The organism is Primorskyibacter sp. S87 (assembly GCF_049801055.1).
Lineage (GTDB): Bacteria > Pseudomonadota > Alphaproteobacteria > Rhodobacterales > Rhodobacteraceae > JBNAGF01.
This window is the reverse complement of record NZ_JBNAGF010000003.1, coordinates 336,976-351,772: the sequence shown is the minus strand read 5'-3', so window position 1 is coordinate 351,772 and position 14,797 is coordinate 336,976. Positions and strand designations below refer to the sequence as shown.

The following is a 14,797-nucleotide window of genomic DNA, read 5'->3' as shown; positions in this document are numbered from 1 at the left end:
GAATTCGGGATCGGAAGGATACTCTAACCCACCAGCATGGTTACGTGAACAGGATCCCTGCCATGACCCAGCACAATGCGTCTTTTGAAACCTACCAGCTTGATGATCGTTACCAACGCACCGAGGGCCGTGTCTTTCTGACCGGAACGCAGGCACTGGTCCGGATCATGATGGATCAGGCCCGCCGCGACCGCGCGGCCGGACTGAACACGGCGGGCTTTGTTTCGGGGTATCGCGGCTCGCCACTGGGCGCATTGGATCTGGAAATGTGGAAAGCCAAAGACAGGCTGGATGCAGACCGGGTGACTATTATGCCAGCGGTCAACGAAGACCTTGGGGCGACCGCCGTGCTGGGCGCCCAGCAAGCCACTCTGGACCCGCATTGCGAACACGAGGGCATCTTTTCGATGTGGTATGGCAAAGGCCCAGGCGTCGACCGGTCCGGCGATGCACTCAAACACGGGAACGCCTACGGATCCGCTCCCAAAGGGGGAGTTCTGGTAGTGGCCGGCGACGACCACGGCTGCGTATCCTCATCCAAGCCCCATCAGTCGGACGTCGCTTTCATGTCGTGGTTCATGCCGACGCTGAACCCCGCTTCAATCGAGGAGTATCTTGAATACGGCGAATACGGCATAGCGCTGTCGCGATTTTCGGGAACGTGGGTCGGGTTCAAGGCGGTTAGCGAAACGGTGGAATCGGCGCGATCCGTAGACCTGCGCCCCGACCGAAAGTTCGAATTGCCGCAGATCGATCTCCCTGCAGGCGGATTGCATGTACGCGCAGCGGATCTTCCTTCACCCGAAATCGAAACCCGCATTCGTCACAAATTGCGTGCGGTTCGAGCCTTTGCCGAGGCTAACCCAATAGACCGCCGTATCTATGACATCAAAAAAGCCCGCTTTGGTTTTGTGACGACCGGAAAGGGTCATCTGGACCTGATGGAGGCACTGCGCCTTCTGGGATTGAACGAACCCAAGTGTCGGGAACTGGGTATCGACATCTACAAGGTCGGCATGGTCTGGCCCCTTGCTCGGCGAAACGCGTTGCGTTTTGTGCGCGGAAAGTCCGAGGTGCTGGTTGTCGAAGAAAAACGTGGAATCATCGAAAGCCAGTTCAAAGAGTATTTTTACGACTGGCCCGGTGACAAACCTCAAAAGATGGTGGGCAAGTATGACAGCCATGGTGAACCACTGATCCCGTGGACCGGCGAACTTAGCCCACTCATGCTTGCCCCGATCATTGCGGCCCGCTTAGATGGGTTCTTTCCAGAAGAAGGATTGCCGGCAAAGGCCAGAGCCCTGACCGACCAACCGCCGCAATTGATCAATGTCGAAGGGGCGACCCGAACCCCCTATTTCTGTTCGGGCTGCCCGCACAATTCTTCGACCAAGGTGCCGGAAGGCTCGTCTGCGGCCAGCGGTATTGGCTGCCATGTGATGGCAAGCTGGATGGACCGCCAGACCGCCGGATATGCCCAAATGGGCGGCGAAGGCGTGCCACATGTCGTGGCGTCCAAATTCAACGGCGGCAAGCACATATTCCAGAATCTCGGCGAAGGCACATGGTACCATTCCGGATCGCTGGCCATCCGGCAAGCGGTGGCGGCCAACACCAATATAACCTACAAGATCCTTTACAATGACGCTGTGGCTATGACCGGCGGCCAACCGGTCGATGGACCGGTCAGCGTTTCTGGCATCGCTCAGACCTGTCGGGCAGAAGGCGTGAAACGGATCGCGCTGGTCTCAGACGACATCTCAAAATTCAACCGGTCCGATTTCCCGGCCGGAACCAGTTTCCATGATAGGGCGGACCTCATGCCGCTTCAGCGTGAACTGCGTGAAGTCAGGGGCGTTTCCGTTCTGATCTACGAACAAACCTGCGCCACCGAAAAGCGGCGGCGGCGCAAACGCGGCAAGATGCAGGATCCGGAACGGTTTGCATATATCAACGATCTGGTCTGCGAAGGCTGCGGTGATTGCTCGGTCGAGTCCAACTGTCTGAGCGTGGAACCGAAAGAGACTCCGCTCGGCCGAAAGCGAAAGATCAACCTGAGCACCTGCAACAAGGATTTCTCTTGTCTCAACGGATTCTGCCCCAGTTTCGTAACGGTCGAAGGCGCAGCCCGACGCAAGCGTGCCGTCACGATCGATCTGGCCTCACTCGAGGCCAACCTGCCCGCCCCTGTGGTTCCACCACTCACGGAGCCGTTCGATTTGCTTGTCACAGGGGTGGGCGGGACCGGGGTTGTCACGGTTGGTGCGCTGATCACCATGGCCGCTCACCTGGAGGGCAAGGGCAGTTCCGTTCTGGACTTTACGGGGTTTGCACAAAAGTTCGGAACCGTGCTCAGCTATGTTCGACTGGGTGCCGCACCTGAGGCATTGAATCAGGTGCGGATTGACCACAAAGGGGCGGACGCAGTCATCGGTTGCGATATTGTCGTCAGTTCCGCGTCAAAAGCCTCCGCGCACTACCGAAAGGGCACCCAAGTTGTTTTGAACCGCGCCGAAATGCCAACGGGTGATCTTGTTCTGCGTCGCGACGCGCAGCTGAAGGTTGACGCGCGAGAAACTGCAATCGCGCAGGTGGTGGGGCCCGAAAACGTTGCTGGTTTTGACGCGAACGCCGCAGCAGAAACATTGTTGGGTGACGCCGTCTTCGCCAACGTCTTGATGCTGGGATTTGCGTGGCAAAAAGGATTGGTCCCGGTGTCCGAGATGGCTTTGTGTCAGGCCATCCTCCTGAACGGAGTTGCGATAGAAAAGAACCGGCTCGCCTTTGCCATTGGCCGTTCCATCGCACACGATCCGTCGCATTTGGAGAGATGCAGCGAGCCGCGGGCGGCCGATGAGACACTGGACCAGATGATAGCCCGACGGGCGACATTCCTGACCAGCTATCAAGACGCAATTTATGCCAAGCGATACACAGATCGCATTGCGGCATTGCGGGGGAAACTTCCGGCATCATTGCTGGAAACCGTTGTCCGGAACCTGTTCAGATTCATGGCCTACAAGGACGAATTCGAGGTCGCCCGTCTGATGACAAACCCGGATTTCAACAACGAATTGGCAGACAAGTTCGAAGGTGACTTTTCGGTCAGATACCACTTGGCCCCGCCATTGCTAAGCTGGCGCAAGGACGCGCGAGGGCGTCCGGTCAAACGGTCTTTTGGCCCGTGGTTGAAACCGGTTCTGAACCAAATCGCAAGCCTGAAGTCGCTGCGAGGCTCATTGCTGAATCCCTTCGGCTATCACAGCGAGGCCCGGATGCACCGGCAAACGCTGGAATGGTACGAGGCTTTGCTGGCCCGGGCAGAGCAGGAATACCGATCAGACCAAGAGCCGCGCTGGCAGGCTGCCCTCACTTCTGCCGACGAGATCCGTGGCTTTGGTCCCGTTCGAGAGACCGCCGTTGCAGAAGCCCGGATAGCCGTCGAAGCGGCTCTGGCCTAACCAAGAACCGAAAAACTGCTTTCGTCGTTGATTGGGCGATTGCGCGAGTAAAAGCCCGTATCGATCGTTCGGCCGATATAAGGCAAGGCAAACTGCAAAGGTTGCGCGTCATGGTTTGCGCCGCCTTCGCAATATGCCACCAATGCGGCCATCAACTTGCCCGCAACCGGGGCATTCTTGTACTGATTTCCGCTGGTTCCACAGGCCATGTAGAAACCCGGCAGACTGGACTTGTCATAGATCGGGATCCAGTCCGTCGAAGCGTCATAGAGATCCACGACACCGCGCGTCCTGCCGGGAATGCCCAGCGACGGCACCCGCTGGGCATAGCGCATGGCCTGCGTCGTCCATTGATCGGTGAAATCCCTGTTGAAATGGATGTCGTCCTCGCACCATTGATGCGGATCACACTCCGGGTCCTCCGACCCGATGAGGATGTGGTTTCCATTTTCGGGCCGCACGTAGCAGGCGATGTCGCTGTCAGAGACAATCGTGCCGCGCTCCTCAAAGTTGAAACCCTCTGGCGCAGGAACATGCACCACTTCCTGCCGCAATGGGCGGGTTTCTATCGTCATATCTCCGGTCACCCCCGCCATTCTGTTGATAGCGGCGGACCCCGGACCGGCAACATTGATGACAACCGGCGCGAGGAGTTCTTCACCATCAGACAGTTTCACACCCCGAACTCTGCCGTTTGCTCGAAGGATTTCGACGACCTCGGCCCCGGTGCGAACCTGAGCCCCGTAGTGACAAGCTGCGTCCATCAGGTTTTGCGCCGAGAGGGCTGGGTCACTGACGTAGCCCGCATTCGGCCAGAACACGGCACCGCCCATTCGGCCACCGTTGGGCTTCCCAAAGGCGGGATCATCTAGTCGCTTCGCCGGGGCAAAACTGTCCAAGTTGTAGATTGGCAATCTATCAAGAACCTGTTCCGCGGTGAGTTCTTCGTAGGGGCACCCCAGTTGCGCTGAATAGCGCATATGTTTTTCAAGCTGCCCGTTTGCATCTGTTTTCATCACCAGGCAGCCGATTTCGCGAAACTTGGCCAGAGCCTTTTCGCTTGGCAAGCCAAGGTATTCCACCCAATCGCGCCAGTAGTGATAGCCTTCCCAAGCAAGAGCCGTTCCGTCGAACGTGGAATAATGCATGCGAATGATCGCGCAGGATCCCGCAGTTGAACCGTGTCCGGCCTGCGAATTCCGATCCAGTGACAGGGTCTTCCAGCCGGCCTTTGCCATTTCAAAAGCAATGGCGGCCCCGATCACTCCGGTCCCGATTATGATGGCATCCGGACTGTTCATTCCGGCCCCTCCTTGTCCGTTACAGAGATGCGCTGGGGCGCGCCTTGACCCTCTCGTACCAAGCCAGCGTAGCATCGTTCTCTTCGGGAATGCGCGCCCGGATCACACGCGCGAACTCCACAAACACAAACGTTGTAATGTCAGCCAGCGAGAACGTGCTCGCGGCGACATAGGGTGTTTCCGCCAGCCGTTTCTCCAACAGGTCCCAAAACAACCCAACCCGCGCCATTCCGCGCTCAGCAAGCTCGGGAATCTGAACGAAATCGACCGGCCCCGGTATCGCACGATCCTTCATGTGCGGATTGCTGTTTCGCAACGCCTCAGCGATCGGAAGGCCGCCCTGTTGCTCGACAATAGAGTTCCACATGAGCACGGCCCCTTTCTCCGACGGGGTTCTCCCCATGAGCGGTGGCTCGGGGTATTTTGCCTCGAGATATGCAGCAATCCCAAGGTTCTCGGTCAGAACATCCCCTTCATCAGTGACCAAAACCGGAAGAGTCGCCCGCGGATTGACGGCCAGAAAATCCGGTCGAAGCTGCTCACCCTTGGCTATCGAAATCTCGCGGGTGTCGATATCCAGCCCTTTTTCTGCAATGAACAGCCGCGCGCGGCGCGGGTTCGGCGCTGTCGAGCAATCGTAGAAAATCATTCTGGTTTCTCCCCTTCCGCCGCTTTTGCGGTTTTCGAAAGGAGAATACTCAGCCACTGGCCGACCGCCAGCCCCATTGACCGTGACGGCGCGTTCCGGTCAGTCGCTCAGCCGGGCATTCACCGCACGGGCAATCACGCGCTCTTCATCCGTGGGAATGACCAGAGCGGGAATGGCGCCCTTGGTAATCACGGTCGCATTGGCATCATTCGCTTGTTCGTCCAGCTCCAAACCGAGGAATTCCATACCTTCGACCACTCGGGCGCGGATCGGTGCCGCGTTTTCGCCTATCCCACCGCAGAAGACCAAGGCGTCCAGCCCTCCCAGGATCGCTGCCATCGCTCCAAGCTCACGCCGAATTCGAAAGACATAATAGTCCACCGCTTCTGCTGCCTTGGGATTATCACTGACCAACAGAGTTCGCATATCGTGGCTAAGTTCGGACAGACCTTTCAGCCCGCTCTCTTTATACAGGATCCGGGAAATCGCTTCGACACCCAGCCCCTGATCCATGAGATAGAGCAAAACACCAGGATCAAGTTGTCCGCAACGGGTCCCCATGGGCAGTCCGTCAAGGGCGGAAAATCCCATTGTCGATCCGATCGAGCGACCATCCTCAACCGCGCACATGGATGCACCATTGCCCAGATGCGCGATCACCACGCGGCCTTTGGCAAGATCAGGATGATCCTGCTTTAGTGCACCGGTGATGTAGTCATAACTCAAACCGTGAAACCCATAGCGCCGCACACCGCGGTCATAAAATCTGCGGGGCAGTGCAAAGGTATCGTTTACAAAGGGATGGCCACGATGAAAGGCCGTGTCGAAACACCCGACCTGCAATGCGTCCGGAAAGGCATCTTGTGCGGCTGCTACCGCAGACAGGTTGTGCGGCTGATGCAACGGGGCAAGCGGAACAAGCGTCTGAAGCTGTGTGAGAACGTCCCCGGTCAGCTCGACAGGTGTTCCAAAGGTCTGGCCTCCGTGAACTATTCTGTGACCTACACCGGTCACAACTCGGCCATCCAACGTCGGCGCCACCGCCCGCAGTATGGCTGGAATGGCTGCTGCGTGGTCTGCCGGCCCGATTTCCAGTGGCTCTTCCCCATCGCATACCAGCCGTGCCACCGGGCCAAGGTTTTCGACCTGACCCAATTGAATCAGTACCGGTTCATCACCCGAAAGATAAACCCCGAACTTGATTGACGAACTGCCGGCATTCAGTGTGAGGATCGCTGTCATTCTGTCCGTTCCCGCGCCGCGTGCAGGGCTGCAACTGCGCACGAAGCCAACCGGGCGCGGTCGTCATCTGATCGGCTGTTGAGGATGATGGGACATTTCGCTCCTACCACGATCCCACCCGCCTCTGCATGCGCAAGAAAGGTGAGTTCTTTGGCCAGCATGTTGCCTGCCTCCATGTTCGGCGCCACGAGAATCTCGGCGCGCCCGGCGACCAATGAGCGTATACCCTTGGTTGCGGCGGCTCCGAGATCGATCGCGTTGTCCATGGCGAGCGGCCCGTCTACGAGCCCGCCGGTGATCTGGCCCCGGTCCGCCATTTTTGACAGGATTGCCGCATCAAGTGTCGAGGGGATCGCCGGATTGACCGTTTCCACCGCCGACAGAACTCCCACCTTGGGCTGCTCAAGACCGAGCGATCGGGCGAGATCGATTGCATTCTGGATGATATCCGCTTTGGTCTGAAGATCCGGCGTGATGTTGATTGCCGCGTCGGTCACCAAGAGCAGGTGTTCCAATCCTGGGACATCCATCACGAACACATGGCTCAGCCTGCGCCCGCGTCGCAATCCGCCATCGCGCTTGACGATTTCGCCCAGCAACTGGTCGGTGTGCAAATGGCCTTTCATCACGGCGGCAGCACCGCCCTCGTTCACCATAGCCACCGCCTGTTTAGCGGCCAGCCGGTGGTCGCGAACATCAACGACGCGGAACCCGTTGAGATCCAACCCACCCTCTTCCGCAGCAGCACTGACCTTTTCGGAATGGCCGATCAGAATCGGGTCGATCAGGGTATGTTCGGCGGCCAGCAGCGCCCCGGCCAGTGCATCGACCTTTTCAGGCGCCACAACCGCGGTGGGTATGGCCGGCAACGGCTCGGCCATGGCAAGCAAATGGTCGAAATGAACATGGCGCTGAACCGTCAGGCCCGGCATATCCTCCAGCTCGAATTGCAGGGGCTTCTCGGGGGCAAAGACCTGGGCCTCGCCCTCCACGATGCGGCTTCCGTCCTGCGCCTCGACCCACGTATCGAACGTGACCAGCCGGTTGTCTCCCTTTGCGGTCAGACGCACCTTGACTGTCAGTTCATCGCCCGCATGAGCGCGCCCGAGAAAGCGCAGGGTTTGCGCGTGATAAAGTGTGCCCGGGCCCGGCAATTTGCACCCCAGCACCGCCGAGATCAGCGAAGCGACCCACATCCCGGGGGCGACAGATTCGGACATTCCATCGCCGTCGCCATCCTCTTTTGGCAAATGCATCGGGTTCATATTTCCCGACGAATTGGCAAAAACATAGAGATCGTCCGCCTTGAGCGTCCTTGTCCGCTGGGCTTCCATCCCGACTTCGAGCGCCTCGAAGGGCACATTCTTTATTGGTATGTTCATCGCTGCGGCTCCGTTTCAATAGGCCCGCGCGCGGACCAACACCCAATTTTTCGCCCGGAATACCACGAAATGTCAGGCATAGACATGATCCGGCGCAACTGGGACTGGGATCTTGCCGGCGACCCGATCAGCGACGGTATATGAAACAACGCCCTTCAACGGCGTTTTTTGGCAGGGCAAGCTCGGTCAGCGACTGGAAATACATCCGGTCAGAGGACACCATGATTCCGCCCTCTGCCAACAACGGTTCAATCAGAGGCGAAACCTTGCGAGCAAATATGTCGTTCTTTTCGCGGTTGTGCCCGCCCAGATCGGCATGCACCAAACTGGCCGAAGGCCCGAACCGCTCAAATGCCTCCGGCAACGTCTCGGTTACATCACCGAGGATCAGAGCGTCCTCGGAAGGGGTCGAATCAGGGTGCGATGCAACCGCGCGTTCGAACACGTAGATATCACGCCCTTCGATCCTCTCCAACATGTGATGATACGTGCGACCGTTGCCAAGGCCCAGTTCGAACACCGGCCCGGTCAGTCCTGCGGTCTCGGCAATCGCATGATCCAGGCAGGCGCGCTGTGACACCATACGATCAATGAACAGGTCCAGACGGCTCATGGGGCTCTCCTTGGGTGGTTTCCGGCATTCGCGCCGCCCTTGTCATGCCAAAGACGCCGGGGAATGTGTAGACTTATATCCCCTTGCCGGCGGTTGCCTAACGTCATGTAATGCGGTCGCAATCGGATTTCGGGTTTGACTAGAGGGGTCGCGCCAAGCGAAGGTGACGCGAGGAAAAAGGGATGGGGAGGCTTCCGGGACCAATGCTGCGGGACGACGGACAGACAGGCGTGCTTGCATGACACCATTGCTGTCGGTCGAAGATCTTAGCATCAGCTTCGGAGAAGGTGATCCCGTCATCCGGGATATCGGGTTCGAAGTTCAGCAAGGTGAAACCCTTGCGCTTGTCGGAGAATCCGGTTCCGGCAAAACGATCACCTGCCGCGCCGTCCTCCGAATTCTTCCGCGGGCTGCGCGCATCAGATCAGGCAAGGTCACATTGAACGGACGGGATGGGCAGGTCGTTCTCTCCGATCTCAGCGAACGCCGCATGCGCGATGTACGCGGCGACCGTATTTCGATGATTTTTCAGGAGCCGATGCGGTCGCTGTCACCATTGCACCGGATCGGCAACCAGGTCAGCGAGGTGCTCTGGTTGCATCGCGGGATGAGCGAACGCGAAGCAAGACGCCAGGTACTGGATACCTTTAATCGTGTGGGCTTTCCCGACCCTGACCGCGCATATCGTTCTTACCCTTTCGAGATGTCGGGCGGCATGCGCCAGCGCGCGATGATTGCGATGGCGATGGTGGCCAAGCCGGATCTGCTGATTGCAGACGAACCCACTACGGCGCTCGACGTGACCACGCAGGCACAGGTTCTGGGGCTGATCAAAGATCTGCAGCAAGAGACCGGAATGGCAATGATACTGGTCACGCATGACCTAGGCGTTGTAGCCAACATGGCCGAGCAGGTCGTGGTGATGCACAAAGGCCGGATTATGGAATCCGGCTCGGCCGAAGCTATCCTGGGGGCACCGGCACATCCCTACACACGGCAACTGTTCGACGCGGCCCCGGCAATACCTGCAAAAACTGAATACGTGCCGCCCCCCGCTCAACGGGATCTGATCCTTGAGCTCAACAATGTCTCCAAGACCTACACGATGCGAGCCAGCGGCTTTCTGAAAAAGGAAAAGCTAATCCACGCCTGCCGGGGTATCGACCTGACATTGCCGCGGGGTAAAACCCTGGCCATTGTCGGCGAAAGTGGATCAGGGAAAACCACCGCAGCACGGCTGGCTCTGGGCGCCGAACCCCCAGATAAAGGCGGTCAAATCCTGTTCAGGCCGGAACCGGGCGGTCAGGCGATGGCCGTTCACAAGATGACCCGCAGCCAGCGCATCGAATTCCAGAAACAGGCGCAGATGGTGTTTCAGGATCCCTATTCCTCGCTCAGCCCGCGCATGCGAATTCAGGATGCCATGATAGAGCCTCTGGAGATCCACCAGATCGGGTCGCGCAGCGAACGACGTGACCGTGCGGCTCAGATGCTGCGGGAAGTCGGTCTGAATGCCGACATGCTGAAACGTTATCCGCACGCATTTTCCGGGGGCCAACGCCAGCGATTGTCGATCGCTCGCGCCATGATGCTGGACCCCAAGCTTATCGTCTGCGACGAGCCCACCTCGGCGCTCGATGTATCGGTTCAGGAGCAAATCCTGACGCTGTTGGAAGAAATCCGCGACGAGATGAACCTGTCTTACCTGTTCATTTCACATGATCTGGCCGTGGTGGCGCGGATCGCCGATGAAGTCGCGGTGATGCGGCAGGGGCTCGTGGTCGAACAGGCTCCTCCGGATACGCTCTTTCACAACCCGCAACACCCCTACACCAAGGCCCTGATCGCGGCACAGCCGGAGCCCGACATTGACCGCCCCATCAATCTCAAGCTTGTCGCACAGGGCGCCGGAGCGCCGGACAGCTGGGGCGAAGCCTTTCGTTTCACGGACACCGTGATACCTTCGCTCACTGAATTCGAACCCGGCCACAAGGTCCGCTGCCATGCTTAAGTCTATTCGTCCGTCCCTGACCCTTGCTGCTGCTTTCGCGCTGCTGACTGCGCTGCCAGCAGCCGCGCAACAGATCCCGCCACTACAAGAGGGCGCTTTCTGGCAGCAGGAGGTCGACAGCAATTCTTTGCCACCGGTCCAGCAACGCCTTCCCGAAAATCCGGTCGTCGTGGACATGTCCGCCAAGGGGCGCGAGTTTGGCACCCCGGGCGGAACTCTGAGCACGATGGTGACACGCAGCAAAGACATTCGGCAAATGGTCGTCTACGGATATGCGCGTCTTATCGGATATGATGAGAACTACAATCTTGTTGCCGATATCCTTGAGAGCTTCGAAAACGAGGACAACAGGGTGTTTACCCTGCGCCTCCGCAAAGGGCACCGCTGGTCTGATGGCGCGCCGTTCACCTCCGAAGATTTCAGATATTGGTGGGAAGACGTTGCCAATAATGAGCTTCTCAGCCCCGCTGGCCCACCAGATTTCCTGCGGGCGGGCGGTGAGTTGCCCGAGGTCAGTTTCCCAGATGAACATACCGTGGTCTATTCCTGGAAAAATCCCAACCCGAACTTCCTTCAGTCACTGGCGCAGGCGCGACCACCCTTCATCTACCGGCCGTCGCATTTTCTGAAGCATTACCATGGCGACTATGCCGAGGCAGACGCACTTGCAGAGATCGTCGCCGACAACCGGGTCAAAAGCTGGGCCTCGCTGCACAACAAGCGCGACAACATGTACAAGTTCGACAACCACGAATTGCCAACCCTGCAACCCTGGATCAATTCCAGCGCCGGCAAGAAGATCCGCCATCTCTTCGTTCGCAACCCATACTATCACCGCATCGACAGCAAGGGCGTGCAGTTACCCTATATTGATGTCGTCGAGATGGAGATCGTTGCCCCCGGACTGGTCGCCGCAAAGTCGAACGCGGGTGAAAGCGACCTGCAGGGGCGCGGTTTGGATTTCCGCGACATCTCGATCCTGCGCAAAGGCGAGTCCGAGGGAGGAAACTATGTCACTTTGCTTTGGCGAACAGGCGTGGCGTCGCAAATTGCGATCTACCCCAATCTGAATGTCGCCGATGACGTCTGGCGCTCTGTACTGCGCGATGTCCGCGTCCGCAGGGCCCTGTCACTCGCCATCGACCGGGCAACCATCAACAAGGCACTCTACTTCAAGCTGGCCAAGCCAGGCGCGATGTCCGTTCTCCCCTCCAGCCCCTTCTTTGATGAGAACAACCGGGCGGCATGGTCGGATTTCGACCCGGAACAGGCAAACCGCCTGCTGGACGAAGCCGGTTTGGATAAACGGCGGCCCGACGGTATCCGCCTGCTGCCCGATGGCCGGCCAATGGAACTGGTTATCGAAACGGCAGGCGAACGGCAGGAGGTGGAGAACGCCCTTCAGATCGTGACCGATACCTGGCGCGAAGTCGGCGTAAAACTGGTCATGCGACCGCTTGATCGGGATATTCTGCGCAACCGGGTTTACTCCGGAAACTCCATGGCCGCAGTCTGGTTCGGCTGGGATAACGGTATCCCGCAGGTCTACACTTCGCCCGACTACATCGCGCCGCGTCAGCAGGAGTTTTTTGCCTGGCCGAAATGGGGGCAGCACTTCCAGACCAACGGCGACGCGGGGGAAGCTCCCGACATGCCTGAGCCGCAACGCCTGATGGAGTTAGCCGAAATCTGGGATTCCGCCGAAACCGACGAACAGCGCGAAGCTGCATGGCGCGAGATGCTGGCCATTCATGCCGACCAGGTCTATGGCATCGGTATCCTGAACGAAGCACCACAACCGATTGTCGTGTCCAAGCGCTTGCGCAATGTCCCCGAGGCCGGCATGTGGGCGTGGGATCCGGGGGCTCATTTCGGTGTGCACCGCCCTGACGAGTTCTTTTTTGCGGATGCTGGTGACGGCTGATGCTGATCCTTCGCTACGCGATCTACAGGTTCTTCACCATGTTGCTGACACTGCTCGTAGTGTCCGCGCTGGTGTTCCTGATAATCAACCTCCCACCGGGGGATTATCTGTCGAACCAGATCGCGGAGCTGCGCGCATCCGGCCAATCAGCCGGGGTGGCCAAGGCCGAGTTTTTGCGCAAGGAATATGCGCTCGACCGTCCGTTGTGGGAACAGTACATGATCTGGGTCGGCTTCATGCCCGGGCCGCACGGGTTTTCCGGGTTGATCCACGGCAATTTCGGCTGGTCTTTTGAGTTCGACCGCCCCGTGGCCGAGATCGTTGGCGAAAGCCTTTGGCTAACGGTTTTGGTCAATCTTGCCGCTGTTCTTTTTGTCTATATGGTCGCACTGCCACTGGGGGTGCTTGCAGCGGCCCGGTCGCGGACATGGGTGGATTACACGTCGGCATTTGTCGGATATCTGGGGCTGGCGACCCCCAACTTTCTGTTGGCACTTATCCTCTTTTATTACGGTCACAAGTTCTTTGACCTGCCAATCGGTGGCCTGATGGACCCGCAATACGAAGGCCAGCCAATGACATGGGAAAAGGTCAAGTCGATCCTGATCCACTTGATCGTCCCGACCTTCGTAATCGGCACCTCCGGCGCGGCGGCCATGATGCAACGCCTGCGGGCCAACATGCTTGACGAACTTGGCAAGCCATATGTGGAAACTGCTATCGCCAAGGGAATGAGCCCGCCACGAATGCTGACCAAGTATCCTCTACGAGTGGCTTTCAACCCGTTCGTGGCTGATATCGGAAACCTGCTCCCGTCAATGGTTTCGGGATCAGTTCTGGTTTCCGTTGTGCTGGGGCTGCAAACAATTGGCCCCACGCTACTGACCGCCCTAAAGACGCAGGATCAGTTTCTGTCCGGCTTCGTACTGATGTTTGTCGCCTTGTTGACTCTGGTTGGCACTATGATCTCGGACGTGCTGCTGGTGATGCTCGATCCCCGGATCCGATATGAGGGGCGCGAAACATGAGCAGGCTCCCCGACGGTCGCTATGTCGACGATGCGCCCTATGATCCGCAGGCCAGCCTGCAACAGCTTGAGCGCCGCGATCTCGACGCCCCCAATTTCGTTCTGGTTTGGCGCAAATTCAAACAACACAAACTGGGCCTAATCTCCGGGATCTTCCTGCTCTTTTCCTATTTGATGCTGCCCTTTGCCGGCTTCATCGCGCCTTACACGCCGAACGAGCGGAACTCGGACCATCTTTATGCACCGCCACAGGCTGTTCATTGGTTCCACGAGGGAGAGTTTCGCGGACCTTTCATTTATCCAATCGTCGCCGAAGCGGACCTTGAAACATTTCAGTGGAAATTCGTTCCGGACACCGACAATCCCGCTCCGGTGCGCTTTTTCTGCGAGGCCGGGGAATACAAGCTTGCCGGCCTGATCCGAAGCGACACGCATTTGTTCTGCGCGCCCGAAGGCGCAACAGTGTTCCTTTGGGGATCCGACCGGCTGGGCCGGGATGTCTTCAGCCGGATTCTCTATGGCGCTCAGCTGTCTCTCACAGTGGGTCTGATCGGCATTTCGGTCTCGTTCTTCCTGGGGATCATTCTTGGCTCGTTGGCTGGATATTTCGGTGGCAAGACCGACTGGATCATCAACCGTGTGATCGAAATCCTCCGCAGCCTTCCTGAATTGCCGCTATGGCTGGCGCTATCGGCAGCGGTGCCCTCGAACTGGGGGCCGGTGGCGGTGTTTTTCATTATCTCTGTCATTCTGGGAATTCTCGACTGGCCGGGACTTGCACGTGCGGTGCGGGCCAAATTCCTGTCGCTGCGCGAAGAGGAATACGTCCGCGCGGCCGAAATGATGGGGGCAAGCTCAGGCCGGGTGATCCGCAAGCACCTGCTGCCGAACTTCATGTCCCACCTGATTGCATCGGCCACTTTGTCGATCCCGGCAATGATCCTTGGCGAAACGGCGTTGTCCTTCCTTGGGCTTGGTCTGCGGGCGCCTGCGGTGAGCTGGGGCGTCATGCTCAACGATGCCCAGAACCTCGCGTCGATCGAGATCTACCCTTGGACGGCGATTCCGATGATCCCGATCATTGTCGTTGTTCTGGCGTTCAATTTCCTGGGCGACGGCCTTCGGGACAGCCTGGACCCCTACGACAGTTAAGCCCGGCGGGTATATTGAATGGCGGCGTCAGCGAC

General features: G+C 58.5%; 10 protein-coding genes. 5 read left to right on the top strand and 5 right to left on the bottom strand.

Annotated features, from left to right (window positions below):
* Window positions 1-62 precede the first annotated feature (62 nt).
* Window positions 63-3,461, top strand: coding sequence for an indolepyruvate ferredoxin oxidoreductase family protein (locus ACP15U_RS07820; protein WP_425044591.1), 3,399 nt, complete (start codon window positions 63-65; stop codon window positions 3,459-3,461).
* On the opposite strand, the gene ACP15U_RS07815 is transcribed toward ACP15U_RS07820, so the two are convergent.
* From ACP15U_RS07815 to ACP15U_RS07795, 5 genes are all read right to left on the bottom strand, one after another.
* Window positions 3,458-4,762: an NAD(P)/FAD-dependent oxidoreductase gene (locus ACP15U_RS07815; protein WP_425044590.1), complete on the bottom strand. Its 1,305-nt coding sequence runs from the start codon at window positions 4,760-4,762 to the stop codon at window positions 3,458-3,460. The genes ACP15U_RS07820 and ACP15U_RS07815 overlap by 4 nt on opposite strands.
* Window positions 4,763-4,781: 19 nt before the next feature.
* Window positions 4,782-5,411, bottom strand: a complete 630-nt coding sequence (locus ACP15U_RS07810) for a glutathione S-transferase family protein (RefSeq protein WP_425044589.1) — start codon at window positions 5,409-5,411, stop codon at window positions 4,782-4,784.
* 99 nt (window positions 5,412-5,510) lie between these two features.
* On the bottom strand, window positions 5,511-6,653 hold the full coding sequence (locus ACP15U_RS07805; protein ID WP_425044588.1) for an acetate/propionate family kinase: 1,143 nt from the start codon (window positions 6,651-6,653) through the stop codon (window positions 5,511-5,513).
* Window positions 6,650-8,029, bottom strand: coding sequence for a bifunctional enoyl-CoA hydratase/phosphate acetyltransferase (locus ACP15U_RS07800; RefSeq protein ID WP_425044671.1), 1,380 nt, complete (start codon window positions 8,027-8,029; stop codon window positions 6,650-6,652). The genes ACP15U_RS07805 and ACP15U_RS07800 overlap by 4 nt, the downstream gene beginning before the upstream one ends.
* A gap of 133 nt (window positions 8,030-8,162) precedes the next feature.
* Window positions 8,163-8,648, bottom strand: a complete 486-nt coding sequence (locus ACP15U_RS07795; RefSeq protein WP_425044587.1) for a class I SAM-dependent methyltransferase — start codon at window positions 8,646-8,648, stop codon at window positions 8,163-8,165.
* A gap of 238 nt (window positions 8,649-8,886) precedes the next feature.
* On the opposite strand from ACP15U_RS07795, the gene ACP15U_RS07790 reads away from it, so the two are divergent.
* From ACP15U_RS07790 to ACP15U_RS07775, 4 genes are read left to right on the top strand one after another with little or no spacing between them, the layout of a single operon-like run.
* Complete coding sequence (locus ACP15U_RS07790) at window positions 8,887-10,659, top strand: dipeptide ABC transporter ATP-binding protein (protein ID WP_425044586.1); 1,773 nt, start codon at window positions 8,887-8,889, stop codon at window positions 10,657-10,659.
* A complete protein-coding gene (locus ACP15U_RS07785; RefSeq protein ID WP_425044585.1) occupies window positions 10,652-12,583 on the top strand; it encodes an ABC transporter substrate-binding protein in 1,932 nt (643 codons plus the stop codon). Before ACP15U_RS07790 ends, ACP15U_RS07785 begins: the two co-directional genes overlap by 8 nt.
* A complete protein-coding gene (locus tag ACP15U_RS07780; protein ID WP_425044584.1) occupies window positions 12,583-13,611 on the top strand; it encodes an ABC transporter permease in 1,029 nt (342 codons plus the stop codon). Before ACP15U_RS07785 ends, ACP15U_RS07780 begins: the two co-directional genes overlap by 1 nt.
* Window positions 13,608-14,762, top strand: coding sequence for an ABC transporter permease (locus tag ACP15U_RS07775; RefSeq protein ID WP_425044583.1), 1,155 nt, complete (start codon window positions 13,608-13,610; stop codon window positions 14,760-14,762). Before ACP15U_RS07780 ends, ACP15U_RS07775 begins: the two co-directional genes overlap by 4 nt.
* Window positions 14,763-14,797 lie beyond the last annotated feature (35 nt).